The sequence below is a fragment of the Marilutibacter chinensis genome (genome assembly GCF_021725675.1).
In the GTDB taxonomy this organism is placed as follows: domain Bacteria; phylum Pseudomonadota; class Gammaproteobacteria; order Xanthomonadales; family Xanthomonadaceae; genus Marilutibacter; species Marilutibacter chinensis.
This window is the reverse complement of sequence record NZ_JAKJPO010000004.1, coordinates 47474-71751: the sequence shown is the minus strand read 5'-3', so window position 1 is coordinate 71751 and position 24278 is coordinate 47474. Positions and strand designations below refer to the sequence as shown.

General features: G+C 69.7%; 25 protein-coding genes and 4 tRNA genes. 19 read left to right on the top strand and 10 right to left on the bottom strand.

What is annotated here, in order from left to right:
• The first annotated feature begins 11 nt into the window (after window positions 1–11).
• The 3 genes from L3V18_RS08795 to L3V18_RS08785 are packed head-to-tail and all read left to right on the top strand — an operon-like array spanning window position 12 to window position 2191.
• Window positions 12–1280 (top strand): YihY family inner membrane protein, encoded by a 1269-nt coding sequence (locus L3V18_RS08795; protein ID WP_237054312.1) that lies wholly within the window; start codon window positions 12–14, stop codon window positions 1278–1280.
• A gap of 37 nt (window positions 1281–1317) precedes the next feature.
• Window positions 1318–1917, top strand: a complete 600-nt coding sequence (locus L3V18_RS08790; RefSeq protein WP_237054525.1) for a TlpA family protein disulfide reductase — start codon at window positions 1318–1320, stop codon at window positions 1915–1917.
• A 4-nt stretch (window positions 1918–1921) separates the two neighbouring features.
• On the top strand, window positions 1922–2191 hold the full coding sequence (locus L3V18_RS08785; RefSeq protein ID WP_237054311.1) for an acylphosphatase: 270 nt from the start codon (window positions 1922–1924) through the stop codon (window positions 2189–2191).
• 54 nt (window positions 2192–2245) lie between these two features.
• On the opposite strand, the gene L3V18_RS08780 is transcribed toward L3V18_RS08785, so the two are convergent.
• The 6 genes from L3V18_RS08780 to L3V18_RS08755 form a co-directional block, all read right to left on the bottom strand.
• Window positions 2246–2908, bottom strand: a complete 663-nt coding sequence (locus L3V18_RS08780) for an NrsF family protein (protein ID WP_237054310.1) — start codon at window positions 2906–2908, stop codon at window positions 2246–2248.
• The gene (locus L3V18_RS08775; protein WP_237054309.1) at window positions 2901–3599 is read right to left on the bottom strand and encodes a sigma-70 family RNA polymerase sigma factor; all 699 of its coding nucleotides are present in this window, start codon (window positions 3597–3599) and stop codon (window positions 2901–2903) included. The genes L3V18_RS08780 and L3V18_RS08775 overlap by 8 nt, the downstream gene beginning before the upstream one ends.
• A gap of 282 nt (window positions 3600–3881) precedes the next feature.
• Entirely contained in the window at window positions 3882–4649 is a 768-nt protein-coding gene (gene ppk2 / locus L3V18_RS08770) for a polyphosphate kinase 2 (RefSeq protein WP_237054308.1), read from the bottom strand.
• A gap of 41 nt (window positions 4650–4690) precedes the next feature.
• Window positions 4691–5059, bottom strand: a complete 369-nt coding sequence (locus L3V18_RS08765; RefSeq protein WP_237054307.1) for a helix-turn-helix domain-containing protein — start codon at window positions 5057–5059, stop codon at window positions 4691–4693.
• A gap of 4 nt (window positions 5060–5063) precedes the next feature.
• A complete protein-coding gene (moaB, locus tag L3V18_RS08760) occupies window positions 5064–5582 on the bottom strand; it encodes a molybdenum cofactor biosynthesis protein B (protein WP_237054306.1) in 519 nt (172 codons plus the stop codon).
• A 66-nt stretch (window positions 5583–5648) separates the two neighbouring features.
• Entirely contained in the window at window positions 5649–6857 is a 1209-nt protein-coding gene (locus L3V18_RS08755) for an alpha/beta fold hydrolase (RefSeq protein ID WP_237054305.1), read from the bottom strand.
• A 387-nt stretch (window positions 6858–7244) separates the two neighbouring features.
• On the opposite strand from L3V18_RS08755, the gene L3V18_RS08750 reads away from it, so the two are divergent.
• The 5 genes from L3V18_RS08750 (at window position 7245) to L3V18_RS08730 (ending at window position 10800) form a co-directional block, all read left to right on the top strand.
• The gene (locus L3V18_RS08750; protein WP_237054304.1) at window positions 7245–8171 is read left to right on the top strand and encodes a WD40/YVTN/BNR-like repeat-containing protein; all 927 of its coding nucleotides are present in this window, start codon (window positions 7245–7247) and stop codon (window positions 8169–8171) included.
• Between the two features lie 71 nt (window positions 8172–8242).
• Window positions 8243–9166, top strand: a complete 924-nt coding sequence (locus L3V18_RS08745; protein ID WP_237054303.1) for a beta propeller repeat protein — start codon at window positions 8243–8245, stop codon at window positions 9164–9166.
• Window positions 9167–9386: 220 nt separating this feature from the next.
• Window positions 9387–9716 (top strand): hypothetical protein, encoded by a 330-nt coding sequence (locus L3V18_RS08740; RefSeq protein WP_237054302.1) that lies wholly within the window; start codon window positions 9387–9389, stop codon window positions 9714–9716.
• Between the two features lie 114 nt (window positions 9717–9830).
• Complete coding sequence (locus L3V18_RS08735) at window positions 9831–10421, top strand: hypothetical protein (protein ID WP_237054301.1); 591 nt, start codon at window positions 9831–9833, stop codon at window positions 10419–10421.
• Window positions 10414–10800: a nuclear transport factor 2 family protein gene (locus L3V18_RS08730; protein ID WP_237054300.1), complete on the top strand. Its 387-nt coding sequence runs from the start codon at window positions 10414–10416 to the stop codon at window positions 10798–10800. Before L3V18_RS08735 ends, L3V18_RS08730 begins: the two co-directional genes overlap by 8 nt.
• Window positions 10801–10819: 19 nt before the next feature.
• On the opposite strand, the gene L3V18_RS08725 is transcribed toward L3V18_RS08730, so the two are convergent.
• From L3V18_RS08725 to hemA, 4 genes are all read right to left on the bottom strand, one after another.
• The gene (locus tag L3V18_RS08725; RefSeq protein WP_237054299.1) at window positions 10820–12538 is read right to left on the bottom strand and encodes an O-linked N-acetylglucosamine transferase, SPINDLY family protein; all 1719 of its coding nucleotides are present in this window, start codon (window positions 12536–12538) and stop codon (window positions 10820–10822) included.
• A complete protein-coding gene (locus L3V18_RS19335; protein ID WP_343226324.1) occupies window positions 12535–13338 on the bottom strand; it encodes a GNAT family N-acetyltransferase in 804 nt (267 codons plus the stop codon). Before L3V18_RS19335 ends, L3V18_RS08725 begins: the two co-directional genes overlap by 4 nt.
• Before the next feature lie 250 nt (window positions 13339–13588).
• Window positions 13589–14674 carry a peptide chain release factor 1 gene (prfA, locus tag L3V18_RS08710; protein ID WP_237054298.1) on the bottom strand — a complete coding sequence of 362 codons (1086 nt, stop codon included), beginning with the start codon at window positions 14672–14674 and terminating at the stop codon, window positions 13589–13591.
• Window positions 14675–14735: 61 nt separating this feature from the next.
• Entirely contained in the window at window positions 14736–16028 is a 1293-nt protein-coding gene (gene hemA / locus L3V18_RS08705; RefSeq protein WP_237054297.1) for a glutamyl-tRNA reductase, read from the bottom strand.
• Window positions 16029–16258: 230 nt separating this feature from the next.
• Between hemA and L3V18_RS08700 the strand changes: the two genes are divergently transcribed.
• The 11 genes from L3V18_RS08700 to L3V18_RS08650 all read left to right on the top strand — a co-directional run bounded on the left by L3V18_RS08700 (window position 16259) and on the right by L3V18_RS08650 (window position 24211).
• Window positions 16259–18079 carry a tetratricopeptide repeat protein gene (locus L3V18_RS08700; protein WP_237054296.1) on the top strand — a complete coding sequence of 607 codons (1821 nt, stop codon included), beginning with the start codon at window positions 16259–16261 and terminating at the stop codon, window positions 18077–18079.
• Complete coding sequence (gene lolB / locus L3V18_RS08695; RefSeq protein WP_237054295.1) at window positions 18076–18789, top strand: lipoprotein insertase outer membrane protein LolB; 714 nt, start codon at window positions 18076–18078, stop codon at window positions 18787–18789. The genes L3V18_RS08700 and lolB overlap by 4 nt, the downstream gene beginning before the upstream one ends.
• Window positions 18790–18853: 64 nt before the next feature.
• A complete protein-coding gene (gene ispE, locus L3V18_RS08690; protein ID WP_237054523.1) occupies window positions 18854–19735 on the top strand; it encodes a 4-(cytidine 5'-diphospho)-2-C-methyl-D-erythritol kinase in 882 nt (293 codons plus the stop codon).
• A gap of 47 nt (window positions 19736–19782) precedes the next feature.
• Window positions 19783–19859, top strand: a tRNA-Gln gene (locus L3V18_RS08685).
• Window positions 19860–19993: 134 nt separating this feature from the next.
• On the top strand, window positions 19994–20953 hold the full coding sequence (locus L3V18_RS08680; protein WP_237054294.1) for a ribose-phosphate diphosphokinase: 960 nt from the start codon (window positions 19994–19996) through the stop codon (window positions 20951–20953).
• A gap of 130 nt (window positions 20954–21083) precedes the next feature.
• Complete coding sequence (locus L3V18_RS08675; RefSeq protein WP_237054293.1) at window positions 21084–21737, top strand: 50S ribosomal protein L25/general stress protein Ctc; 654 nt, start codon at window positions 21084–21086, stop codon at window positions 21735–21737.
• A gap of 69 nt (window positions 21738–21806) precedes the next feature.
• On the top strand, window positions 21807–22388 hold the full coding sequence (gene pth, locus L3V18_RS08670) for an aminoacyl-tRNA hydrolase (protein WP_237054522.1): 582 nt from the start codon (window positions 21807–21809) through the stop codon (window positions 22386–22388).
• A gap of 98 nt (window positions 22389–22486) precedes the next feature.
• Window positions 22487–23578: a redox-regulated ATPase YchF gene (gene ychF / locus L3V18_RS08665; RefSeq protein WP_237054292.1), complete on the top strand. Its 1092-nt coding sequence runs from the start codon at window positions 22487–22489 to the stop codon at window positions 23576–23578.
• Between the two features lie 117 nt (window positions 23579–23695).
• Window positions 23696–23781 (top strand) — tRNA-Tyr (locus L3V18_RS08660).
• A gap of 248 nt (window positions 23782–24029) precedes the next feature.
• Window positions 24030–24103 (top strand) — tRNA-Gly (locus L3V18_RS08655).
• Window positions 24104–24135: 32 nt separating this feature from the next.
• Window positions 24136–24211: transfer RNA gene (locus L3V18_RS08650), tRNA-Thr, on the top strand.
• The last annotated feature ends 67 nt before the right edge of the window (window positions 24212–24278 follow it).

The following is a 24278-nucleotide window of genomic DNA, read 5'->3' as shown; positions in this document are numbered from 1 at the left end:
CCTCACGGTCCATGGAGCCACTGGATTCCCTGAACCGGCTGGGCGAGCGCCTGCAGGATCGCGCCCGCAACATTGCCTTCCTCAAGTACGTCGGCCGCCGGGTGCTCGACGACAACCTGTTCCAGGCCGCCGGTGCGCTGGCCTACACCACCGTGTTCGCGCTGGTGCCGCTGTCGATGGTGGTGTTCGGCGTGCTGTCGGCGTTTCCGGTGTTCTCGGAATGGAGCGACCGGCTCACCGACTACGTCTTCACCAACTTCGTGCCCAGCGCCGCCAGTTCGGTGGCCAAGTACCTGCGCCAGCTCTCCGACAACGCGGGCCAGCTCACCGCTGCCGGCGTGATCGCCCTCGTGGTTTCGTTGCTGATCACCCTCAACGGCATCGAGGCGACCTTCAACCGGATCTGGCGGGTCCAGTCGGCGCGTCCGCAACTGACCCGCTTCATGATCTATTGGACCGTACTGACCCTCGGCGCGATGCTGGCCGCCGCGAGTCTGGCGCTGTCGGCGCGTTTCTTCGCGTTGTCGATCTTCGCCACGGAAACCGGTCACGTGCTGCAGGGGCTCGCGCTGCGGCTTTCGCCGATGCTGATCGAGCTGTTCGCCTTCACCACGATCTACCGCGTCGTACCGCACCGCACCGTGCACTGGCGGCACGCATTGGCCGGCGCGTTGATCGCGATGCTGCTGTTCGAGGCGATCAAATGGGGATTCGGTCTGTATCTGGGGAGCTTCAACGCGTATTCGAGGATCTACGGCGCGCTGGCCTTCCTGCCGATCTTCCTGCTGTGGATCTACCTGGGCTGGCTGTCGGTACTGCTGGGGGCTTCGGTCGCCTCGGCCGTGTCCGCGTTCCGCTACCAGCCGGTCAGCCTGCGGCTGCCTGAAGGCTATGAGATCTACGGCCTGCTGCGCCTGCTCGGCCGCTTCGAAGAGGCGCGCAGGGACGGCCGCGGCCTGCACAGCGACCAGATCCTCGCACTGGAGCCGATCCTGACCGACGATCTGGTGCAGCAGATGCTTGGCCAGCTCGAAGCGATCGGCGTCGTGCGCCGCTCCGAGGAAAGCGAATGGCTGCTCACCCGCGACCTCGACCGCCTGAACCTGGCCGACCTGTATGCGGCCTGCCAGCTGCGCATTCCGGTCGCCGAGGCACACCTTCCGTGCCGCGACGACGCACTCGGCCGCTCGGTCATCGCCGCGATCGACGATCTGCGGATGCCGTTGCGGGACCTGTTGAAACGCCGCGTGGGCACGATCTACGCCGATGAAGAGGACTGAATCGATGTACGGATGTTTTTCCCGTTTTCGCACGTGGATGCCGCCGCTGGCCCTGCTGGCCGGCCTGCTGCTGCTGGGTGCCTGCCAGCGCGCTCCGGAACCGGCCACGGACGACGGTGCGGCCGCCGTGGCCGACGAAGAACCGGCCGTCTCCGATCCCGGTGCAGACGACGTTGCCGGCGGCAACATCACCGTCGAGCGCCCGGAGCTGAAGGGTGTCGCGGTCGACGGCACGCCGTACGACCTGGCCGAACATCGCGGCCGCTGGGTGGTGGTGAATTTCTGGGCGACCTGGTGCAAGCCCTGCCTGAAGGAAATGCCGGAACTGTCGGCGCTCGACGCGATGCGCGAGCACATCGAGGTGGTCGGCCTGGCCTACGAGGAAATCGAGGTCGCCGAGATGAAGGCCTTTCTCGAGAAGCACCCGGTCGTGTACCCGGTCGTGATCATCGACACCTACGATCCGCCCGCCGACTTCGAGACGCCGCGCGGCCTGCCGATGACCTACCTGATCGCGCCGGATGGCCGTGTCGCCGACCGGTTCCTCGGTCCGGTCACCGCGCAGGACATCGAATCGGCGATCGGCCGTATCGGCCAGGCGGTCGACGCCGGGTCCGGCAGCGGCGGAGGAAGGTAGGCGCATGGCCGCGGCGCGCTTCTGGATCGAAGGCCAGGTGCAGGGGGTCTGGTTCCGTGCCTCCACCTGCGAACAGGCGCAGCAGCTCGGTCTCCGCGGGCATGCACGCAACCTCGCCGACGGCCGGGTCGAGGTGCTTGCCGTCGGAGACGCCGGGGCGATCGACCGGCTCGATCACTGGCTGCAGCACGGGCCGCCGCTGGCGCGGGTGGCCTCGGTCCGGCGCGAGGCGGCCGGAGAAGACGAGGCGGGCGCCGGTTTTACCGTCGGTTGAGGGGACCGTCCGGTCGCGCGGGCGCGCGTGGATCGATGAACGACGACGCGACCGTCACCGCGGCGCGTAGCCGATCCAGGCGAACAGGCGGCGGCTGAACACCAGGCTCAGGCCACTCAGCACCGCCACCATCCCGAAATGGAACAGCAGCACCATCAGCATGGTTTCGCCGGCATGGATCAGGCCGACCCCGGCCGAGGCCAGCGCCGCGGTGCTGAGGGTGGCGAGGGTGGCGGTGATCGCCGGGCGCACCACGCCGGCATGACGTACCAGCAGCAGCATCACCAGGCTCAGCGGCAGGCTGGTCAGCGCGATCGCCTGGGCGCATTCGGCGCTGCCGGCATGGAGGGCGAGCGCCGCCGGACCGAGCCGGGCGACCTCCTGCAGGCAGCCCCAGCCCATCCCGCCCAGCCACAGCGCCAGTGCCGGCAGCGGCAGCAGCGCCCAGCGCGGCGAGCGCCCGGGCACGCTGACCTGGAATGTCGCATATGCCGCGAGCACGCCGACCAGCACGCTCGCGATCCACTCCAGCCGTGGCGCCGGAGCCCGCAAGGCCTGCAGTGCGCCCGGGTGGAGTCCGCCGACGGCCACGATCGCCGTCAGCACCAGCGCCGCCAGCGTCAGCCACAACAGCGTCCGTCGCAGCGGCGAGGCCAGCGGCCGCACGCGCGTGCCGCGTGATGCCAGGTGGTCGATGAGGCGATCGGTGTCAGTCATTCCGGCGGCCTGCATTGCTGGGGGTGTCGTCCTGTTTCCGATCGTGGTTCCGGTCCGGTGCTTCGCCGGTATTTCCGAGCGTCCGGCGCAGCGATTTCAGTGCGCGGTGGTATGCGACCTTCAGCGCACCGGTGCTCTGCGCGCTGTGCTCGGCGGCCTCGCCCAGCGACAGTTCCTTCAGACGCAGCAGGCGCACCGCCTCGCGCTGCCGTTCCGGCAGGGCGTCGACCGCTTCGCGTAGCGCCCGCGCCGATTCGGCGCGGCTGGCCGCATCGAGCGGCGTGGCGGCATCGTCGTCCTGCCGGGCGAGCAGATGTTCGGGTAGCGCGTCGAAGTCGTCGAACTCGTGTCGCAGCCGATGCGTGCGCTTGCGCAGCAGGTCGATGCAGCGACGGCTCGCGATCGTGCCCAGCCACGGCTTGAACGGGCGCCCGGGCTCGTAGGTGTGACGGATGCCGTGGACGACCATCAGGATCTCCTGCACCGCGTCCTCGGTGTCCTCGCCCGCGCCGAGATGGCGGCGGGCGATCGCGCGCACGTAAGGCACGATCGACTCCAGCAGCGCGTGATAGGCGGCGCGGTCACCGCCCTGCGCCAGCTGCATCAGCCGCTCCCACGGCACCGCATCGGCCCGCGGGTCGTGACGGTCGCCGTGCGGCCGGGTGCCGGTCGTGGTGGGCTCAGGGGACATCGAAGGCGGGGATGTCCGCGCGAAGGGAACGATGGTGCCCATGATGACGTCGTCGCCGCATGCCCGCAAAAACGTCTGCCGACGCGGGAATCCCTGCCGTCGCGATGCCTGCGGCGATGTCCGGTTTCTCCCTGTGGAGGCGGGGACGGCGGTTGTCCCGGTGCCGATGTTCACCGGTTCGGATGCGGGCGGAAAAGGTTACGCGCCATTCGCGGGCTGCCCGGCCAGTGCCTCGCCGGCGCCGGCATGGCTGCCGGCAGGCCGCCAGCGGGAGCGGGCGCATCAGTCCCCGTAATTGCGGATCGGCTTCAGCACCCGGTAGCGCTCTTCCAGCGGCGAATGGCCGAGAGGCGGGAACTCGATCTCCGGTACCGGAACCTCGCGTTCGTGCAGCCGGTCGAGCAGGTCGCGGATCAGGGTCAGGCGTCCGCGCTTCTGGTCGTTGAAGTCGACCAGCGTCCACGGCGCGTGCCCGGTGTGGGTCGCCGCCAGCATCGCCTCGCGCGCCTCGGTGTAGGCATCGTATTTCTCGCGCGCCTTCAGGTCGATCGGCGAGAGCTTCCAGCGCTTCAGCGGATCCTCCGCCCGCTCCGCGAATCGCTCCTCCTGCTTCTCCTGGTCGCAGCACAGCCAGTACTTGAACAGCAGGATGCCGTCGTCCACCAGCAGCTTCTCGAACACCGGTGCCTGTTTCAGGAACAGCTCGACCTCGGCGTCGCTGGCGAAGCCCATCACCTTCTCGACGCCGGCGCGGTTGTACCAGCTGCGGTCGAACAGCGCGATCTCGCCGGCGGCCGGCAGGTGCGGCACGTAGCGCTGGAAGTACCACTGGCCGGCCTCGCGTTCGCTCGGCTTGGGCAGGGCGACGGTATGGCACTGGCGCGGGTTGAGGTGGTCGCTGATCGCGCCGACCACGCCGCCCTTGCCGGCGGTGTCGCGGCCTTCCAGCAGCACCAGCAGGCGCTTGCCGGTGTGTCGCAGCCAGCGCGCGACGGTGGCCAGTTCCAGCTGCAGCGGTTCGAGTGCTTCCTCGTATTCCTTCTTCTTCATCGTGCCCTTCTCCTCAACGGCTGCGCGCGCTCCGGTCTCGCTCAGGATTTCTTCCTCGTGGCCTTGCGGACGGCGCGCCCGCGCGGCGACGGATGCCCGGCCATCCCGCGTGCGACCTCGAGCAGGGCGCCCTGCTGGCGGGTGTTGAGCGCCCGGTAGGCGGCGAGCAGGTCGTGTTCGCCCGCCGTGCGCGCCGGGTCGAGGCTGCTGGCCAGCTCCGCCAGCAGAGCGCCGGCGGGTACGCCGAAGGTCCGCGCCAGCGCGTCGAGCTGATCCTGTCCGGGCAGCTTGTCGCCCCTCAGCCAGGCGTTGACCGTGTTGACGCCGGCGCGCGGGATCGCGGTCGCGATGTCGCTGACGCTCAGGCCACGGGCACGCGCCAGCAGGCGCAGGGTCTGGTCGATGGCCATCGGGCTACTCCTTCAGTCGTGGCTTCAGGTTCGCAAGGTTGCATGGACGGGTGCGGGCGTCGAGCTGTGCCTTGATGATCCTTTCCCAGCCGGTGCGGCAGGCCGAAGTCGAGCCGGGCAGGGCGAACAGGAAGGTGCCGTTGGCGAGCCCGGCGAACGCGCGCGACTGCAGGGTCGAGGTGCCGATTTCCTCGAAGCTGAGCGCCCGGAACAACTCGCCGAATCCGTCCATCCGCTTGTCCAGCAGCGGCAGCAGCGCTTCGGGAGTGGAGTCGCGGCCGGTGAAGCCGGTGCCGCCGGTGACCAGGATCCCGTCGACCCCGGCATCGGTGATCCATTGCGAAACCGTGGCGCGCAGCCGGTACTTGTCGTCCGGCAGCAGGGCGCGTCCGGCAAGCCGGTGGCCGGCGTCGGTCAACGCCCGGGCCAGATAGTCGCCGGAAGTGTCGTTGGCGGACGTGCGGCTGTCGGACACGGTCAGCACGCACAGCGAGAGCGGGATGAAGTCGGGGGTGGCGGTCATGCGCCGAGCCTAACCGATCGGCGTGGGATCGGCGGCCCGACGGCAGCCCCCGGCGACCGGGCGGGGCTACCGGACGCCGCCTCCGGTATCGCGGCCCCGGGCGGTCGCGCGGGCTGCGGCGCTCTCCGTCTGCGTCGCGGCCTCGCTTCCGATCGCGATCGGCCGCACCGTCTCCAGCAGGCTGACCAGGGTCTTGCCCGGCTCCTCCCACGGCACCATGTGCGCGGAACGCTCGAACCAGATGCCGCGCTTGTACGGCGCTTCCACCGCATCCAGCCAGTTCGCGGTCGGCTGCGACGGCGTGGTGTAGTCGTGACGGCCCATCAGCATCACCACCGGGATCGGGAAGCGGGAGACGCCGCTGTAGTCGGTTTCCAGGAACGCGTCGAGGATGCGGCCGAGCGTGAACATGTTGCCGCGGTTGATCGCGCAGACGTCGGCGGCGTCGTACTCGGGCGACAGCCGGCCGGCACGGTAGAAATACAGGTTGGTCTCGTCGCGGAACGCGCTCATGCCGCCGTAGTGCTGCGCCCAGATCCGCGCGGTGACGATGCGATCGCGGGTCAGCGGAGTGTCGCCGGGGTAGGGTGCGATCGCCTCCAGCGCCCGCACCGCCTCGGCGTTGCCGTGTCTGCGGGCCTGCTCGAGCGCATAGTCGAAGCTGATCCGCTCGTTCTCCTGCACGTCGATCACCTGGCCGATGCCGACGTAGGCGTGGAACAGATCCGGCCGCTTCAGCGCCGCGCCCATACCGACGATCGTGCCCCAGCTGTGTCCCATCAGGATCAGCTTGCGCTTGCCGTAGCGGCTGCGGACATGCTCGGCGACCTCGATCGCGTCGTCGATGTAGCGCGGGATGCGGATCGTATCGGAGATCGGGTCCGGGTCGGAGAGGTTGAAGGTCCGCCCGGCCGCGCGCTGATCCCAGGTGACCATCGTGAAGTATTCCTCCAGCGGTCGCTGGAACTGCCACAGGCTCGGCGTCAGCGGTGATGCGGGCCCGCCGTGCACGAACAGGATCACCGGGTTGTCGCGGTCCTGGCCCCGGACATTGACGTACTGCTCGATGCCGCCGATTTCCGTTGCGTAGGACTCCTGCACGCCGTTCGGCGCGACGATCCGGGTCAGGTCGGCGATGACCTCGCGCGCGGGCTGGTACGGCGCGATGTCCGGACAGTCCTGGGCGCGGGCGTGGGAGGTAAGGGTGAGGGCGGCAAGCGCGAGGCTGAGCACGATGTTCTTCATGCCGGCATCGTAGTCGGCGCGCGGCTCCATGAACCCTGCGGGAGGTCACGGTGACCCGGATCGGTGCCCACGCCGGTTTGCCGGATGCGCGGCAGGAGAACGAAAGCGGGTGGACCGGCTGCACCTGCATGCGCGGAACCACGCGTCGCCGGTTGCGGATCGGACTTGATGAGGCATGCCCGGGACGCCTTGCGTGGCGCGCATCCACCATGGATGATCGCCGTTCGTCGTGGCATGCCGAGGATGCATGGCATGGCGCCATGGCGTCGGAACGCGACGGTGCGAACCGGTCTCGCCGAGAGCACGGGCGGCGCCGGCCATGGGGCCGGATCACCCGTCTCGGGTGGCCGCTTTTCTTTCGCTGGCGAGGCGCCGCTCCAGGATGTCCGCGGCCGCATGGTGCAGAAGGGATTTCGAATGACGCAACCGCAACCCTGGTCCAGGCTGTTCTCCCACGTGACCGGCGTGGTCCGCTATCACGACCTGGTCTACATCGCCTCGGTGTCCGACGAGACCCAGGCGCGAGGCGTGGCCCACAGCTACATCACCGAGTGGGACGCGGGCCTGTGGCGGGTCGGGGACGAAGGCGAAGACGTGCAGCCCTGGGCCGTGGTCGCCGCCACCGTGGTCCACGAACCGATCGAACAGGCACTGTTCATCGGCAACGGAGGCGAGGTCATCTGCATCGGTTCGGGCGATACGCACGAAGAGCGCCTGCCCTCCGGAAGGAATGGGGTCGGCGGCCGCGGTCCGATCCGCGGTGTCTGCGCGGTCGACGGCGTCGCCCATGCCTGTGGTGCCGGACGCCAGGTCTACCGCCGCCACGGCGTCGACGACTGGCGGGCGATGGACACCGGCGCCAGGCCGGCCGCAGGTGATACGCGCGTCGTCGGCTTCGAGGCCATTGCCGGCTTCGACCGAAAGGACCTCTATGCGGCCGGACTGGACGGCGAGATCTGGCACTACGGCGGCAAGCGCTGGGTCCAGGCCGACAGCCCCACCGACAAGATACTGACCGCGCTGTGCTGCGCGGGCGATGGCCATGTCTATGCCTGCGGCCAGGCCGGAACCTTGTTGCGTGGTCGTGGGAGGCGATGGGAGGTCATCGCGCATGGCGGCCCCGGCGACGATTTCTGGAGCCTGGCCTGGTTCCAGGACACCCTCTACGTCGCCAGTCACGGGGGGCTGTACACGCTCGATGACGACCGCCTGCAGCCGGTCGCTTTCGGCCGGCTGCGCCCCAAGAGCTGCTTCCATCTCAGCGCGGCCGATGGCGTGCTGTGGAGCATCGCCGCCAAGGACGTATTGGCGTATGACGGCCGCCGCTGGCGTCGCATCGACTAGCCGCAAGCCTGCCGGGGCGCGGCCCTGCGCGTATCGAACATTTACCCCGGATCGACTGGAGAGCGCTACCGATGGAAGGATTTCTCGAAGGCCACAGCATCATCGGCGGCGTGGTCCGCTACCACGATCTGGCCTACCTGCTGGCGACCGACGACGCGCTGATCGAGGAGGGGGTCGCGCACACCCGCGTGATCGTCATCGACCAGGGCGATTGGGGCGGGTACGACCTCGACTGGCTGGCCGGCTCGGCGGCGGTCTGCCAGTTGCCGGAAGAGAAGTTCGTGCTGATGGAACGCAAGGGAAGCGGCAGCTGGATGTGCGGCGGTGGAGAGATCTCGGGGGAGGTGTTCGACCCGGCCTTGCCGCCGCCGTCGACGCGCGGTTACATCCGTGAGCTGAGGGCGATCGCCGATGACGCATCGGGCGGCATGCTGTACGCCGCCGGCACCTGCCGCCAACTATATCGCCGCGATGCTCCCGGTCGTTGGACGCGCCTGGACATCTGGGGCGACGACGATTCCGATGAACTGCTCGAGCGCAGCTTCGAATCCGTTGACGGCTATTCGACCCGCGAGATCTACACCGTCGGCTGGGAAGGCGAGATCTGGACGTTCGACGGCATGCAATGGCAGCAGCTCGACAGCCCGACCGGGCGGGCGCTGTACAAGGTCGTGTGCGCGCCGGACGGCACCGTCTACGCCGCCGGCAGCGAGGGGGTCCTGGTCGCCGGGCGCGGAAACCAGTGGCGCCTGATCGACCATGGCGCGACCGAAGAGGACATCTGGGGGCTGGCCTGGTTCGAAGGCAGCCTGTACCTGTCGACCATGGAGATGCTGTACCGGCTGGTCGACGGGCGACTTGTGCCGGTCGACTTCGGTGATTGCGACATCCCTTCGACCTGCCATCACCTCAGCGCCGCCGATGGCGTGTTGTGGTCGATCGGTGCCCAGGACGTGCTGCGGTTCGACGGTACCGAGTGGACCCGCATCCATTGACGAAAGGCCGCACCCGAAGGGCCGCTTCCGCCTCGACGCCGGCATGCGGTGGCGAAGGAGATACCGGCAACGCGTCTGCCGGCCCGGCATCGTGCAGGAATATCGTGCAGGAATGATGCGCGATGGTGTCGTCTCCGGTCCCACGACGGTAAAGTCCGGTTCGGGCACGGCACGCGACGCGACCCGGACGCGCAACCATGAACAGCTCAGGGAGGACGTCATGACGACGCGGAAAGATCGGATAGGGATGACGGTGGGGCTGTTCTGCGCGATCCTCGCCGCGGCGGTTCCGACAGCCGCGACGCCGTACTTCGTCGGCGTCTACGACTCCTTCGGCGCCAGCCTGCCGGTCCTCACCCGCCTGCTTGTCGACCATGGCGCGGTGGTGTGGTTGCTGCCGGTGCTGGTGATGCTGGCGTGGTTCGCCCGGCCCGGCAGCGACCACCGTGGCAAGGCGCCGCTGCTGGTCGGGATGGTCGGCCTGTTCGCGGTCGTGCCGGTGACCGTCTATGCGTTGTATGTTCCGATCCTTGCGCTTGCCGCAGGCTAGCGCGAGCCGGAGGAATACCGGCATGGGGTCGCAGCGGGACGGCACGGCATGTGCCGCTTTCCGGCCGCCTGTGCTGTCGCGGGGCGGTGGGCCGGAACCACACGAGGAGGGGAAATGAGCAGAGAGGACTTCATCGCGGTCGCGACGCGGCTTTTCGCGGTCTACATCCTGTTCGTCACCATCGGCAACATCCCCGGGATGGTGGTCGGGATATCGCAGCCCGGCGGCGGCACCTGGTTCTGGTTGTACCTGCTGGTGGCCGCCTTCGCCCTGTGCATCATCGGCCTGCTGTGGTTCTTTCCGCTGACCGTCGCCCGCAAGCTGCTGCCGGTGATGCGCGAACCGCGTTCGGAGCAGGCGCTGGATGCGTCGACCGCGTTTTCGATCGGGATCACCCTGATCGGACTGTGGTTCCTGGCTACCGGGCTCGCCGATGGGGTGTACTGGCTGACGTTCTGGTTCAGGCTCGGGCAGATGGACGTCGTGGACGTCGAGTTGCTCGGCGAACACGTCGCCGGCATGGCGGCGACCGGTGCGCAGCTGTTGATCGCGATGGTCCTGATGCTCGGCAGCGGCGGCATCAGGAGGCTGATCTATCGCTACCGCTACGGCCGTCTCGACGATTACGCCGGCGGCAGCGATCATCCGCAGCGTCCGGCGGAGGTATCGGGGGAGCGCGACGGGAGCGGGCGGAGCGATGGATGACACCCGCGCCAGGCAGGCACTGATCGACCGCTACATCGCGGCCTACAACGCGTTCGACGTGGACGGCATGCTGGCCGTGCTCGCGCCGGATGTCCGGTTCGAGAATTTCTCCGCGGGACGGCTGACCGCGCAGGCGCACGGCATCGAGGCGTTCCGTCAGCTCGCCGGGCATGCCGCGGCACTGTTCAGCGAGCGCGAGCAGCGGGTGACCGCGCGTCGCGACCACGCGGATCGGGTGGTCGTGGACATCGCCTACCGCGGCGTGCTGGCCGCGGACATTCCCGATGGCCCGAAAGCCGGCACCGTGCTGGAGATGACCGGGCAGTCCGAGTTCGAGTTCGCCGACGGACGGATCAGCCGGATCGTCGACCGCAGCTAGCGGCGCGCATGTAGGCCGCTCAGCGCAGGACCGCGGTGCCGCGGTCCATCCCGGCCATCCGCCGCACCGCGACGGCGAAATCGGCCGCGAAACCGCCCATGTCGAACAGCCCGCCTTCGTCGCGACGACGCGCCACTTCGGCGCGCAAGGCGTGGAGCGCTTCCGGATCGTGGCCGAGCCGCACCGCGGCATCGACGAAGGCGGCGTCGCTGTCGGCGTTCATCGACGCCATCCCCAGGTGATGGTTGAGGCTGCCGGCGACGCGCGCGGCGAAGGTCCCGCCTGGGCGTGTCAAAACCGGACAGCCGACCCAGAGCGCGTCCGAAGCAGTGGTATGGGCGTTGTAGGGGCCGGTGTCGAGGAACAGGTCGGCCAGTTGCAGACGGGCGAGGTAGTCGGCGTGCGGCTGCTTGGGCATGAACACCAGCCGCGCCGGATCGATGCCGTTCGCCTGCGCATGCGCGCGCAGGCGCGCATCCGCGCGACCGGGCCCGGACAGCAGCCACAGCACGCTGCCCGGGACCCGTGCCAGCACCGCGAGGGCCCGGTCGACGCTGGCGGGGTTGAGCTTGTAGCTGTTGTTGAAGCAGCAGTAGACGATGCCGTCGACGCGACCGGAGCGGTCCGGCAGCCCGCACGCGGCGCGCGTCGGCGCCGGCGGAATGCCGCGGCGGGTATCGGAAGGCTGGAAGCAGCGCGGCAGACGCACGACGCGCTCGCTGAAATGCGGTTCCAGCGCCGATGGCAGCACGAAGCCGTCGGCGAGCACCCAGTCGATCCACGGCGCGCCCGACGTGCCCGGATAGGCGAGCCAGTTGACCTGCACCCGCGCCGGACGCATCGCCAGCACCTCGGGTGCGCCACCGCCGCCCCAGCCGCGCAGGTCGAACAGCACGTCGATGCCGGTGTCGCGGATGCGCCCGGCGATCTCGCGGTGGGCGAGACCGGCGACGTCGTGAAGGCGGGTCGCCGTCGCCAGACGCTGGCGGATCGCGCTGCCGTCGTCGCGGTTGAGTGCGAACAGGTGGACGTCAATATCCGGCTGGCCGGTGTTGATCGCTTCGAACAGCGCAACGGTCAGCAGCCCGGTCGGATGGGCGCCAAACCCGTTGGACAGGAAGCCGACGCGGACCGGACCATCGCCGGCGCGGGGCGGTGCCGGCGGCAGCGGGCGCACCTGGCGGGCAATCGTCGCGGCGCGCAGGCGCGCGCATTGCAGCTGCTCGGACGGGCCGGCGTCCTCGCTGAGAAAGGCGAACGGCTCGATCGCCGCGTGGCCCCGCGCGACTGCGGCGCGGACCTGCGACGCGAGGCGGTCGAGTTCACGCCAGTCGCAGAGCTTGCGGCGCCAGGCCAGCAGATAGGCGGCCAGCAGCGGCTCGTCCGGCGCCAGCGCGTGGGCGCGGGCGTAGGCGTCGGCGGCGGCTTCGGCCTCGCCGGTGTCCTCCAGCACATGCGCGAGCCAGACCTGGATACCCGGATGATCCGGCGCGGCGCCGGCGGCGGCGCGCAGGCTGTCGGCAGCCTCGCCGTGGCGGCCCAGCATCGATTGCGCGCGACCGAGTCGGGCCAGCGCCTCCGGATGTCCGGGCGCGAGTGCGAGCGCACGGCGGCAGGCGGCCTCGCCGGCGCCGGCGTCGCCGGCCTCCAGTTCCGCATCGCCGAGCAGGATCCAGCCGAGTGCATCGCCCGGGTTCTGCCGCAGTCGCTGCTGCAGGGCGGCGCGCGGATCGTTCATGCCGACGCCAGCGACGGGGCCGCATAGACCCAGGCTCGGGCGCCGGAAGCGAGGGTGACCTGCACGCGACGGTAGTCGTCGCCCTCGTAGGCATCGGCGTGGGCGAGCTCGGCTGCGCTCAGTCGGAGGCATTGCCCCGGTACCCGGTCCGAATCCGCACCGGTCGCATGGATGATCGGATGGCGGACGATGCCGCTGGCGGCGACCGCCGCCGGGTCGCGGACCTCGAGCCAGTCCAGCCGGTAGCCGGGCAGCGCATCGGGGCTGCCGGCGAGAGTGCGCCCGAACAGGCGCCGCTGCACCTGCGCATCCTGCAGCGTGCCATAGACGAACAGCGACTCGGAATCCGCATCGCTGTCGAAGGCCAACCCGTACCACTGTGTCGCCTGCTCGTGCCAGCCGGCCGCCGTGTAGAGCGCGCGCGCAGCGAGATTGTCGCGCGCGGTTTCCAGCACCAGCCCGGCGGCGTCGGACTCGCGGGCGAAGCGCTCGGCGGTTTCCAGCAGCGCACGGGCGACGCCGCGGCGGCGCGCGGCCTCGTCGACATAGAGGTCGTTGAGGATCCACAACCGCGCGGTGCGCACCGACGAGAACATCGGGTAGAGCTGGGCGAAGCCGGCCGGCGCGTCGTCGAGGCGCGCCAGCAGGATCGTGGACTCGCCATGCTTCAAACGCTGCTGCAGGAAGTCGCGGGCCCGTGCGAGGTCGCCGGGTTGGCCGTAGAAGCGCCGGTAGGCGTCGAACAGCGGGACTAGGGTGTCCAGCTCGGTCAGCGTGGCGCGGCGGATCGTCGTCGTCATGGGTGCAGCGGGGCGGCGGTCGGAGCCGCCATTGTAGAAGCGGCGATCCCGGGCTGCGCCCGGGCATCCCGAAGTCTGTTGCGTAACCCCGCGGGTCCCACCGTTGCGCCGCCACGCCTCCGTCCGCGACCCACGCCTCCATGGCCTGGGAGCGGCGTGAGCCGCGATGAGGTTTTCATGGAAGGCGCCAACCGCGGCTCACCCGCTCCTGCCGCTCCTGCACCGGGCCGGGTCGGGTCGGCGTGCGGGCTCAGGAGGCGGCGGTCAGGCGCGCGAGTTCGTCGGCCTGGTGTTCGGCCTGCAGACGTCCGATCAGCGCATCGAGGTCGCCCTCGACGATGTTCGGCAGGTCGTACAGGGTGAGCCCCTCGACGCGGTGGTCGGTGATCCGGCCCTGCGGGAAGTTGTAGGTGCGGATGCGCTGGCTGCGGTCGCCGCTGCCGACCTGCAGCTTGCGGGTCTCGGCCTGGGCGGCGGCGGCCTGCGCGGCCTGCGCCTCGGCCAGCATCGACTGCAATCGCTTCATCGCCTTGTCGCGGTTCGCATGCTGGCTGCGCTCGGTCTGGCTCTCGACCACGATTCCGCTCGGCAGGTGGGTGATGCGGATCGCCGAGTCGGTTTTGTTGACATGCTGGCCGCCGGCGCCGCTGGAGCGGAAGGTGTCGACCTTGAGGTCGGCCGGGCTGATCACGATCGGTTCGCCCTCCGGTTCGACCGGGATGATCGCCACCGTCGCCGCCGAGGTGTGGATGCGGCCCTGCGACTCCGTTTCCGGCACCCGTTGCACGCGGTGGGTGCCGGACTCGAACTTCAGCTTCGAATACGCGCCCCGGCCCTCGATGCGGGCGATCACCTCCTTGAAGCCACCGTGCTCGCCGGGGTTCGCGGACTCGACCTCGACCCGCCAGCCCTGGCGCTCGGCATAGCGCGAATACATCCGGAACAGATCGCCGGCGAAGATCGCCGCCTCGTCGCCGCCGGTACCGGCGCGGACTTCCAGGTACAGGTCGCCCTCGTCGCGCGGGTCCTTCGGTACCAGGTGCGCGAGCAGTTCGCGGTCCAGGCGCTCCAGGCGGGCGTTCGCCGAGGCGATCTCCTCCTCGGCCAGCTCGCGCAGCTCAGGATCGGCCCGCATGGCCTCGGCGGTGGCGAGGTCCTCGCGGGCGCGGGCCTCGTCGGCCAATGCGAGCGCGACCGGTTCGAGCTGGGCGAACTCGCGCGACAGCGAGCGGAAGCGCGTGGCATCGCCGATCACTCCGGGGTCGGCCAGCAGGCGCTCGAGCTCCTCGCGGCGTTCGACCAGGGCTTCGAGCTTTCGGCGGAGGGAGTCGAGCATCGTGGAAAAAAGCAGAATATGTGGAGGGAGCGGGAAACTGCCGGACAGCCTGGCAGGCCCGCTAATCCTCCCGCAGATCTTCGCTTTCCGCTCTTTCCCCGCTCGCAGGGAACAGTCTGTCGACCGCGCGGCCCAGGTCGGCGTTGCCGGTCAGCGCGGCCTCGCGCAGGGCGACAGTGGGCGCGTGCAGCAGCCGGTTGGTCAGGGTGTGGGCGAGATAGCCGAGCACCTCGTCGGGGTCGCCGCCGGCCGCCAGTTGCTGGCGGGCGCGGGCGAGCACTTCCACCCGGGCCGCTTCGCCATGCGCGCGCAGACGCTTGAGCGGTTCGGTGCGGGCACTGGCGGCAAGGTTCTCGACGTAGCGCGCGACCTGCAGGTCGATGATCGCTTCGGCCTCGTCGGCGGCCTCGCGGCGGCCGCGGCGGTTGTCCTCGATCGTGCGTTCCAGGTCGTCGACGGTGTACAGATAGACATCGGCCAGTTCGGCGACGTCGGCGGCGACATCGCGCGGCACCGCCAGGTCGAGCAGCAGCAACGGCCGGGGGTTGTGCCGGCGCCGGCGTCGCGCCAGCGCGGCGGCGACCTGCGGCCGGCGCAGGATCGGCTGTTGCGCGGCGGTGGCCGACAGCACGATGTCGGCCTCGTCCAGATGCCTGTCGAGTTCGTCCAGCGGCAGTGCGACACCGCCGTGGCGGGTGGCCAGCTCCTGCGCATGCGCGAGCGTGCGGTTGGCGACCAGCAGGCGCCGGGCCTTCGCCTGGGTCAGGTGGCGCGCCGCCAGCTCGATGGTCTCGCCGGCACCGACCAGCAGCACGGTCGAGTCCTCCAGCCGGGCGAACGATTCCTGCGCCAGTCTTACCGCGGCCGAAGCGACCGAGACCGGGTTGGTGCCGATCCGGGTGTGGGTGCGGGCGCGCTTGGCGGTCGAGAACGCATGCTGGAACAGCCGGTCGAGCTGGCCGCCGAGGCTGCCTGCGGCACGCGCGATGGCCCAGGCGTCCTTCACCTGACCGAGGATCTGTGGCTCGCCGAGCACCAGCGAATCGAGGCCGGTCGCGACCCGGAACAGGTGCCGCACGGCTTCGGCGTCGGCATGACGGTACAGATAGCCGTGCAGGTCGCCGGTGTCGTCCGGGTGGGTCGCCAGCCAGTCGGCCAGCGCGCTGCCGTCGCCGTCGGCGACCGCGTACAGTTCGGTACGGTTGCAGGTCGACAGCAACGCCGCCTCGCGCACGCCCGGCAGGCTGCGGACCGCGGCCAGCGCCGGCGCGATCGCGTCTCCGGCGAACGCGACCCGCTCGCGCAGCGACACGGGCGCGGTCTGGTGATTGATGCCGAGGACGAACAGGCTCACGGAATGGTTCTCGTACGGGATCGCGGACGCGGCATCGCCGGACTGCCGGACGGCGCGGACTTTCCCGTTCAGGTGCTTGCGATAAGCTGCTGGCTGCCGAAGACGGACATTCTACCGGGCCCGGACGGCTTCGGCTCGCCGCCGCGCCTTCTCCGTTCACCCGGACCGAGCCGTCCGCCACGCGACCCGCCCGTCCACCTGCCCGAAGTCACTGGGAGTCCGCCATCACGATGCGAACGAGCCTCGCCACCCTAGCCGTCGCGCTTGCCTTCGTCCTTTCCGGACCGACGGTGTTGTCCGCCGCTGAACCCGCGTCGTCGGGATCGCCTGCCGGCGCGGCCGGGCCGGTGCCGGAGCTGGCGTCGCCGGAAGCCAGCGACGATCCGGCGGTGCGGGCGCTCGAGCCGCTGCTGGCGGCCGAATTCGCCTTGCAGGCCGGGCGGTTGGACGAGGCCGCCGGCTGGTATCTGCAGGCCGCGCGCGATGCCCGCGCCCCGGCCCTGGCCGAACGGGCCACCGGCATCGCCCTGCTGGCCAAGGACGACGCCCGCACCGGAGAGGCGCTGGCGTTGTGGCGCGAGCTCGGCGGCGAGGACGACGAGGCGCAGAGGACCGGCGTGATGGCCGCCGAGGCCGCGTTGTCCCTGCGCCAGGGGCGGCAGCGCGCTGCGCGCCGCCAGTTGTCCGAGCTGTTGGCGATGCCGGGCCGCGACGGCTGGCGGCAGGCGTTCGGCGTGCTCGCGACCGGCGGCCACGATCCGCGCCTGAGCGCGGAGGTGCTCGAACACCTGGTCCGCCGCGACCGCATCCCGAGGGTGCTGGAAGCATGGATGGCATTCGGTGGACTGGCGCTGCGGCTGGATGCGCCGGAGCTGGTCGAGGACATCGTCGACCGGGTGATCGAGCGTTTCCCCGGCGAGCCGCGGGTGGCCCTGCTGCATGCCGGCCAGTTGCGCGAGGCCGGCAAGCCCGGGCAGGCGCGCGAAGTGCTCGATGGCATCGACGTCGCCGCGGCCGACCCGTTCCTGCGCCAAAGCATCGCCAACGAGTACGAACAGCTGGGCGACCTGCGCCAGGCCGAGCGCACGCTGGCCGAAGGTCCGCAGAACGAGCAGACCTACGCATTCCGGGCCTCGCTGCTGGCGCAGGCCGAGGACAAGCAGGCGCTGGGCGAGCTGTACGACGAACTGCGCCGCAACGCCGCCCGTCCGGATCCGCGCCGTCGCCTGCTGCTGGGGCAGATCGCCGAGTTCCTGGAACGTCACGACGAGGCCCTGGACTGGTACGCCGGCGTACCCGGCGGCCCCGCGCGCTGGCAGGCGCGCCTGCGCACGACCACCGTGCTGCACAAGCTGGGCCGCCGCGACGAGGCCTATGAGGCGTTGCGCGGCATCCAGGCCGACGCGGCCGCACCCGACGACACCCGTCGCGACGCCTATCTGCTGGAGGCCGCATTGCGCGAGGAAGACGAGAACGGTGCCGGCGAGCTCGACGCGTATGCGCGCGGCCTGGCCGCATTCCCGGACGAGCCCGAGATCCTTTACGCGCGGGCATTGGCCTGGGAGCGCCGCGACGACATCGCCCGCGCCGAGGCCGATTTCCGCAAGATCCTGGTGATCGATCCGGAGAGCACCGCCGCGCTGAACGCACTCGGCTACACCCTGGCCGACCGTACCGACCGCTACCGGGAGGCGCTGGAGCTGATCAACCGCGCCCGCGCGGCCGAGCCGGAGAATGCCGCGATCATCGACAGCTACGGCTGGGTCCTGTACCGGCTCGGTCGCAACGAAGAGGCGGTGATCGAATTGCGCCGTGCGCTGGCGATGCAGGAGGACGCCGAGATCGCCGCGCACCTGGCCGAGGTGCTGTGGGTGATGGGCAAGCGCGACGAGGCGCGTCGGATCTTCGACAAGGCGCGCGCGCTGGACCCCGACAACCGGTCGCTGCGCCGCGCGCTGGAGAGCGTCGGCCTGCCGGTCGGAACGCCGGCGGACAAGTCCGGCGACGGCGGCAGCGACAAGGACGCCGACGGCGCCGGAGCGTCCGCATGATCCGGACTGGCATCATCCGGATCGGCATCCGCGGCGCGATCCTCGTCGCCATGGTGGCGCTGCTGGCCGCGTGTGCCGGCATGCCCAAGGCGCAGCGCGGTCTGCCGCCGGCCGAGCGCGCCGTCGCCGAGGCGCACCAACAGGCGCGCGAGGACGCGTTGCGCGCGGTGACCGACTGGTCGTTGAGCGGACGCGTCGCGGTGTCGATGGCCGGGCAGGGCGGCAGCGGCCGGCTGGAGTGGCGACAGCAAGGCGATCGTTTCGACATCCAGCTCAGCGCCCCGGTCACCCGCCAGAGCTGGCGCCTGGCCGTGGGCCCGGACGGTGCCCGCCTGGATGGCGTCGAGGGCGGCCCGTGGACGGGCCGCGACGCCGATCTGCTGCTGTACGAGGCGACCGGCTGGTACCTGCCGGTGTCGGCGCTGGCGGACTGGGCGCGCGGGCTGCGCGCAACCGCCGGTGGCCCGGCCGGCGAGGTATATGCGGCCGATGGCCGTCTCGCGGTGCTGGAGCAGGACGGCTGGCACATCGAATACGCGTGGCCGGAAGCGGCCGACGGCGTCGACCTCCCGCGCCGCATCGATGCCCGCAGCGACGGTGTCGACGGCCGCCAGGCGCGGGTCAGGCTCGTGGTCGATCAATGGCAGGTCGACGCGCCGCGGGCCGCTGCGTTGCCGGGAAGCGAGGGAGCGGGCGGTGGCGGCGGCTGAAGAGCCGCCCCGTGGTGGGCGTCCCTGGGAGATCCGCAACGCAGGCTCCGATTCAGTTTTCGACATGCGCCCCGATCCGGACGGCTGGATCGCCTGGCCGGCTCCGGCCAAGCTGAACCTGTTCCTGCGCATCGTCGGCCGACGGCCCGACGGCTACCACCTGCTGCAGACCGTGTTCCGCCTGCTCGACTGGGGCGACACCGTCCGCCTGCGTGTCCGCGACGATGGCCGGATCGTTCGCCACGGCGTATCGGTGGCCGGCGTCGCCGAGGCGGACGATCTCACGGTTCGGGCGGCAAAATTACTGCAAAATGCGTCCAATATCGGCAAAGGTGCCGACATTGTCGTCGACAAGCGCATTCCGGCCGGGGGCGGTTTCGGCGGTGGCTCCAGCGATGCGGCGACCGTCCTGGTCGCCCTCGATGCGATGTGGGGATCCGCCCAGGGGGCGGACGCGCTGGCCGCGCTCGGCCTGCGGCTGGGCGCCGACGTGCCGGTGTTCGTGCAGGGTCGCAACGCCTGGGCCGAGGGCGTGGGCGAGGCGTTGACGCCGGTCGACCTGCCGCCCGCCGGCTACGTGCTGGCCGATCCGGGCGTGCATGCGGCGACCGCCGAACTGTTCCGCTCCCCGCAATTGACGCGGGATTGCCCGCCCGCGACAATATCGGACTTCGTTTCGGGCGTTCCGCTCGGCAACGTGTTCGAGCCGGTCCTGCGCGCGCGGGAAGACGCCGTCGAGGCGGTCTTCGTGGCGCTGTCGCGGATCGGCCGTCCGCGTCTGACCGGGTCGGGCAGCGGCTGTTTCGTCGAGTTCGAAGGCATCGAACCCGCCGAACGCGCGCTGGCGACGCTGCCCGCCGGCCTGAAAGCCTGGTCGGCGGCCGGCGCGGCGCGGTCGCCGTTGCTGGACGCGCTCGAGGCTTACACATCGTCAGCCAGCACCTGAGCTTACGGACGCCGGCATGGGTTCCGGAAGCTGTGGTCGGAAGCAACAGGGGCGTCGCCAAGAGGCCTAAGGCACCAGGTTTTGATCCTGGCATTCGTAGGTTCGAATCCTACCGCCCCTGCCAATCCCGCCGGGTGTGAAGCCGGTCCCCGAGGCCCGGCGGGCTGGGTGCGCGCAAGGACTCGCCGCCTGACTAATGCTGGACGTAACGCCCACGCGGCATCCCCAACCGAACGCCGACATCGCCGGAGTCCGATCGTGCAATCCGACCGCAACCTGCTGGTGTTCAGCGGCAATGCCAACCGCCCCCTCGCCGAGGCGGTCTGCCGCGAACTCGGCATCCGCCTGGGCAAGGCCCTCGTCGGCCGCTTCTCCGACGGGGAAGTCCAGGTCGAGATCGAGGAGAACGTCCGCCGACAGGAAGTCTTCGTGATCCAGCCGACCTGCGCGCCCAGCGCGGAGAACCTGGTCGAGCTGCTGGTGCTGGTGGACGCGCTCAAGCGCGCCTCGGCCAGCAATGTGACCGCGGTGGTGCCGTATTTCGGCTATGCCCGCCAGGATCGCCGCCCGCGTTCCTCGCGCGTGCCGATCACCGCCAAGGTCGCGGCGAGCATGTTCGGCGCGGTCGGCACCGACCGCGTGCTGACCGTCGACCTGCATGCCGACCAGATCCAGGGTTTCTTCGATCTGCCGGTCGACAACGTGTACGCCTCGCCGCTGCTGCTTGCCGATATCTGGCGCGCGCACGGCACCGACAACCTGATCGTGGTCAGCCCGGACGTCGGCGGCGTGGTCCGCGCCCGCGCGATCGCCAAGCGCCTCGACGACGCCGACCTGGCGATCATCGACAAGCGCCGCCCGCGCGCCAACGTCGCCACGGTGATGAACATCATCGGCGACGTCGAGGGCAAGACCTGCGTGCTGGTCGACGACATCGTCGACACCGCCGGCACCCTGTGCGCGGCGGCCAACGCGCTCAAGGCGCAGGGCGCGACCAAGGTGGTCGCCTACTGCACCCATCCGGTGCTGTCGGGCGCGGCGATCGACAACGTGACCCGTTCGCAGCTCGACGAACTGGTGGTGACCGACACCATCCCGCTGACCGAGGCGGCCCGCGCCACCGGCCGCATCCGCCAGCTCAGCGTCGCCGAACTGCTGGCCGAGACGATCCGCCGGATCGCGTTCGGCGAGTCGGTCAGCTCGCTGTACGTCGACTGACGCCATCGCGGCGGGTCGCGCGAAATCCGCTCCGCGGCGGCGCCGCGGAGCACAACGGCTCACCTGGTCGCGGGTGAGTCATCCAGACCGCCGCGAGGCGGATTCATGCAGTAAAGAGTGAGTAACGAAAATGTCTGAACACAGCCTCAAGGCCGTCAGCCGCAGCGATGAGGGGAAGGGTGCGAGCCGCCGCCTTCGTCACGCCGGCGTGATTCCGGCCATCGTCTATGGCGGCAAGTCCGAGCCGAAGCCGATCCAGCTCGAGCACGAGAAGACCTGGCTCGCCAGCCAGAACGAGTGGTTCTACTCGTCGATCATCGACCTGGAAATCGACGGCAAGTCGGAGAAGGTCCTGCTGCGTGACATGCAGCGCCATCCCTACAAGCAGTTGATCATGCACCTGGACTTCCAGCGCGTCACCGCCGGCCAGGCGCTGCGCACCCGCGTGCCGCTGCACTTCATCAACGAGGACAAGTCGCCGGCCGGCAAGGCGGCCGACGTCGTCGTGACCCACGAGCTGAACGAGGTCGAGATCAGCTGCCTGCCGAAGGATCTCCCCGAGTTCATCGAGATCGACCTGGCCGACCTGAAGCTCGGCGAGACCATCCACCTGTCCGAGCTTAAGCTGCCCAAGGGCGTCGAGATCCCCGAGCTGAAGCTCGGCAAGGAGCACGACGTGGCCGTGGTCGTGGCCCGTGCCGGCCGTGTCGAGGTCGAGGAGACCCCGGCCGAGGAAGGTTCGGCCGACGTGCCGGCCGCCAAGGCCGAGAAGGGCGAGGAGTAATCGCGTCCCGTCGGCGGCTCCGCGCAGATGGAGCCGCCGGCGCACGTGGAACGCTCCTTCTCCATGTCGATGGCGGGACTGCGCCTCATCGTCGGGCTGGGCAACCCCGGACCCGAGCACGCCCGGACCCGGCACAACGCCGGGTTCTGGTTTGTGGACGCCTTGGCGGAGAAGCTGGGCGGACGTTTCAACGTCGACTCCAAGCTGTTCGGCTCGACCTGCCGGGTCGAGATCGGCGGACAACCGGTCTGGCTGCTGAAGCCGGCCACGTTCATGAACCTGTCCGGCAAATCGGTGGCCGCGGCGCTGCGGTTCTGGAAGTTCGAGCCCGCCCAGGCCCTGCTCGCCCACGACGAGCTCGACCTGCCGACCGGCACCGCCCGGCTGAAGTTCGATGGCGGCCATGGCGGCCAGAACGGCCTGCGCGACACCATGCGCCTGCTCGGGCACGGAAAGTTCCATCGGTTGCGTATCGGCATCGGTCATCCCGGGCACAAGGACAAGGTCACGCCCTGGGTGCTCGGCCGGCCGGGCGGCGAGGACGAGACGCGGATACTGCGGGCGATCGACGATGCGATCGACGTGTTGCCGCTGGCGGTCGCCGGCGACTACGGCGAGGCGATGAAGCGCCTGCACACGAAGAAGGACTAGCGACCGGATCGGCGGTTGGGGATTCGGGATTTCCGTGCGGACCGCAGCGGCCGCCGGCGAATCCCGAATCCCGAATCACCAATCCCGGGTTTCCATACATGGGCATCAAATGTGGCATCGTCGGCCTGCCGAACGTCGGCAAGTCGACCCTCTTCAACGCGTTGACCAAGGCCGGGATCGCGGCGGCGAACTTCCCGTTCTGCACGATCGAGCCGAACGTCGGCGTCGTGCCGGTGCCCGATCCGCGCCTGAATGCCCTGGCGGAGATCGTCAAGCCGCAGAAGCTGGTCCCGACCGCGATGGAATTCGTCGACATCGCGGGCCTGGTCGCCGGCGCGGCCAAGGGCGAGGGGCTGGGCAACAAGTTCCTGGCGCACATCCGCGAGGTCGACGCGATCGCCCACGTGGTCCGCTGCTTCGAGCACGGCGACGTCGTCCACGTGTCCGGCAGGGTCGATCCGATCTCCGACATCGACACCATCGACACCGAACTGGCGCTTGCCGACCTCGAATCCGTCGAGAAGGCGTTGCAGCGTGCCGAGCGCACCGCCAAGTCCGGTGACAAGGAAGCCAAGGTGCGGGTCGAAGTGCTGGGCCGGATCCGCGAGGGTCTCGACGCCGGCAGGCCGGCGCGCGCGCTGGATCTTTCCGACGACGACCTGCTCGCCGTCCGCGACCTGTTCCTGCTGACCCTGAAGCCGGTGATGTATGTCGCCAACGTGCTCGAGGACGGCTTCGAGAACAATCCGCACCTGGATGCGGTCCGCGCGAGGGCTGCGGGGGAAGGCGCCGAGGTGGTACCGGTGTCGGCGGCGATCGAGGAAGAGCTCGCCCAGCTCGACGATGCCGACCGCGACGCCTTTCTGGCCGACCTCGGCCTCGACGAGCCGGGGCTGAACCGGGTCATCCGCGCCGCCTATACCCTGCTGGGCCTGCAGACCTACTTCACCGCCGGGGTCAAGGAAGTGCGCGCCTGGACGGTGAAGAAGGGCGCGACCGCGCCACAGGCGGCAGCGGTGATCCATACCGATTTCGAGAAGGGCTTCATCCGCGCCGAGACCATCGCCTACGACGATTTCATCCAGTACAAGGGCGAAGCCGGCGCGCGCGAAGCGGGGCGGATGCGCCTGGAAGGCAAGGAATACCGGGTCCAGGAAGGCGACGTGCTGCATTTCCGGTTCAATGTCTGATCGACGGCGATCGGCGTCCTGACCCCGCCTGCCGGTCGTCGACGAAGAAAAGTCGTCCGGCGCTGCAAAAGTGCATTGACAACCGCGAACGCCAGCGCCAAAATTGCGGGCTCTTTTGGAGGGATACCCAAGCGGCCAACGGGGGCAGACTGTAAATCTGCTGGCTTACGCCTTCGGTGGTTCGAATCCACCTCCCTCCACCAGCTTCAAGAGGTGGTAGCAGTAAAATCGGCAGGAAGGTTGCCGGAACGAACGAGAGGTGGACGAGAGCCACCGCTGGTTCGGCGATGAAGCGAGAGCTTCGTCGTGCGCGCCGCAAGGCGCGGCCCGGAGGGCCAAGGTCGCGCAGCGGCCGCAGCCATCCACCTCCTTCCACCAGCTTCAAGTTGTATCCGGCAAGATCCCGAGGCCTTACCAGCCGAGGGTGCGGTACCCAAGCAGGTCTTCCGGCGCGGGAGTAGTTCAATGGTAGAACCTCAGCCTTCCAAGCTGATGGTGCGGGTTCGATTCCCGTCTCCCGCTCCATTGCTGCAACGCGCCACCTGCTGCGACAACCTGCTCACGTAGCTCAGTCGGTAGAGCACCTCCTTGGTAAGGAGGAGGTCGCTGGTTCGATTCCAGTCGTGAGCACCATATTCGCGATATCCGGGTTCGATTCGCCCGGCAGTTCCACCCAGAAACCGTCACAAAGCGAGAAGCG

Bases quoted from the DNA above. Each gene is read 5' to 3' on its own strand.
- L3V18_RS08795 (WP_237054312.1), top strand. From the start codon at position 12: ATGGAGCCACTGGATTCCCTGAACCGGCTGGGCGAGCGCCTGCAGGAT.
- L3V18_RS08790 (WP_237054525.1), top strand. From the start codon at position 1,318: ATGCCGCCGCTGGCCCTGCTGGCCGGCCTGCTGCTGCTGGGTGCCTGC.
- L3V18_RS08785 (WP_237054311.1), top strand. From the start codon at position 1,922: ATGGCCGCGGCGCGCTTCTGGATCGAAGGCCAGGTGCAGGGGGTCTGG.
- L3V18_RS08780 (WP_237054310.1), bottom strand. From the start codon at position 2,908: ATGACTGACACCGATCGCCTCATCGACCACCTGGCATCACGCGGCACG.
- L3V18_RS08775 (WP_237054309.1), bottom strand. From the start codon at position 3,599: ATGTCCCCTGAGCCCACCACGACCGGCACCCGGCCGCACGGCGACCGT.
- ppk2 (WP_237054308.1), bottom strand. From the start codon at position 4,649: ATGAAGAAGAAGGAATACGAGGAAGCACTCGAACCGCTGCAGCTGGAA.
- L3V18_RS08765 (WP_237054307.1), bottom strand. From the start codon at position 5,059: ATGGCCATCGACCAGACCCTGCGCCTGCTGGCGCGTGCCCGTGGCCTG.
- moaB (WP_237054306.1), bottom strand. From the start codon at position 5,582: ATGACCGCCACCCCCGACTTCATCCCGCTCTCGCTGTGCGTGCTGACC.
- L3V18_RS08755 (WP_237054305.1), bottom strand. From the start codon at position 6,857: ATGGAGCCGCGCGCCGACTACGATGCCGGCATGAAGAACATCGTGCTC.
- L3V18_RS08750 (WP_237054304.1), top strand. From the start codon at position 7,245: ATGACGCAACCGCAACCCTGGTCCAGGCTGTTCTCCCACGTGACCGGC.
- L3V18_RS08745 (WP_237054303.1), top strand. From the start codon at position 8,243: ATGGAAGGATTTCTCGAAGGCCACAGCATCATCGGCGGCGTGGTCCGC.
- L3V18_RS08740 (WP_237054302.1), top strand. From the start codon at position 9,387: ATGACGACGCGGAAAGATCGGATAGGGATGACGGTGGGGCTGTTCTGC.
- L3V18_RS08735 (WP_237054301.1), top strand. From the start codon at position 9,831: ATGAGCAGAGAGGACTTCATCGCGGTCGCGACGCGGCTTTTCGCGGTC.
- L3V18_RS08730 (WP_237054300.1), top strand. From the start codon at position 10,414: ATGGATGACACCCGCGCCAGGCAGGCACTGATCGACCGCTACATCGCG.
- L3V18_RS08725 (WP_237054299.1), bottom strand. From the start codon at position 12,538: ATGAACGATCCGCGCGCCGCCCTGCAGCAGCGACTGCGGCAGAACCCG.
- L3V18_RS19335 (WP_343226324.1), bottom strand. From the start codon at position 13,338: ATGACGACGACGATCCGCCGCGCCACGCTGACCGAGCTGGACACCCTA.
- prfA (WP_237054298.1), bottom strand. From the start codon at position 14,674: ATGCTCGACTCCCTCCGCCGAAAGCTCGAAGCCCTGGTCGAACGCCGC.
- L3V18_RS08700 (WP_237054296.1), top strand. From the start codon at position 16,259: ATGCGAACGAGCCTCGCCACCCTAGCCGTCGCGCTTGCCTTCGTCCTT.
- lolB (WP_237054295.1), top strand. From the start codon at position 18,076: ATGATCCGGACTGGCATCATCCGGATCGGCATCCGCGGCGCGATCCTC.
- ispE (WP_237054523.1), top strand. From the start codon at position 18,854: ATGCGCCCCGATCCGGACGGCTGGATCGCCTGGCCGGCTCCGGCCAAG.
- L3V18_RS08675 (WP_237054293.1), top strand. From the start codon at position 21,084: ATGTCTGAACACAGCCTCAAGGCCGTCAGCCGCAGCGATGAGGGGAAG.
- pth (WP_237054522.1), top strand. From the start codon at position 21,807: ATGGCGGGACTGCGCCTCATCGTCGGGCTGGGCAACCCCGGACCCGAG.
- ychF (WP_237054292.1), top strand. From the start codon at position 22,487: ATGGGCATCAAATGTGGCATCGTCGGCCTGCCGAACGTCGGCAAGTCG.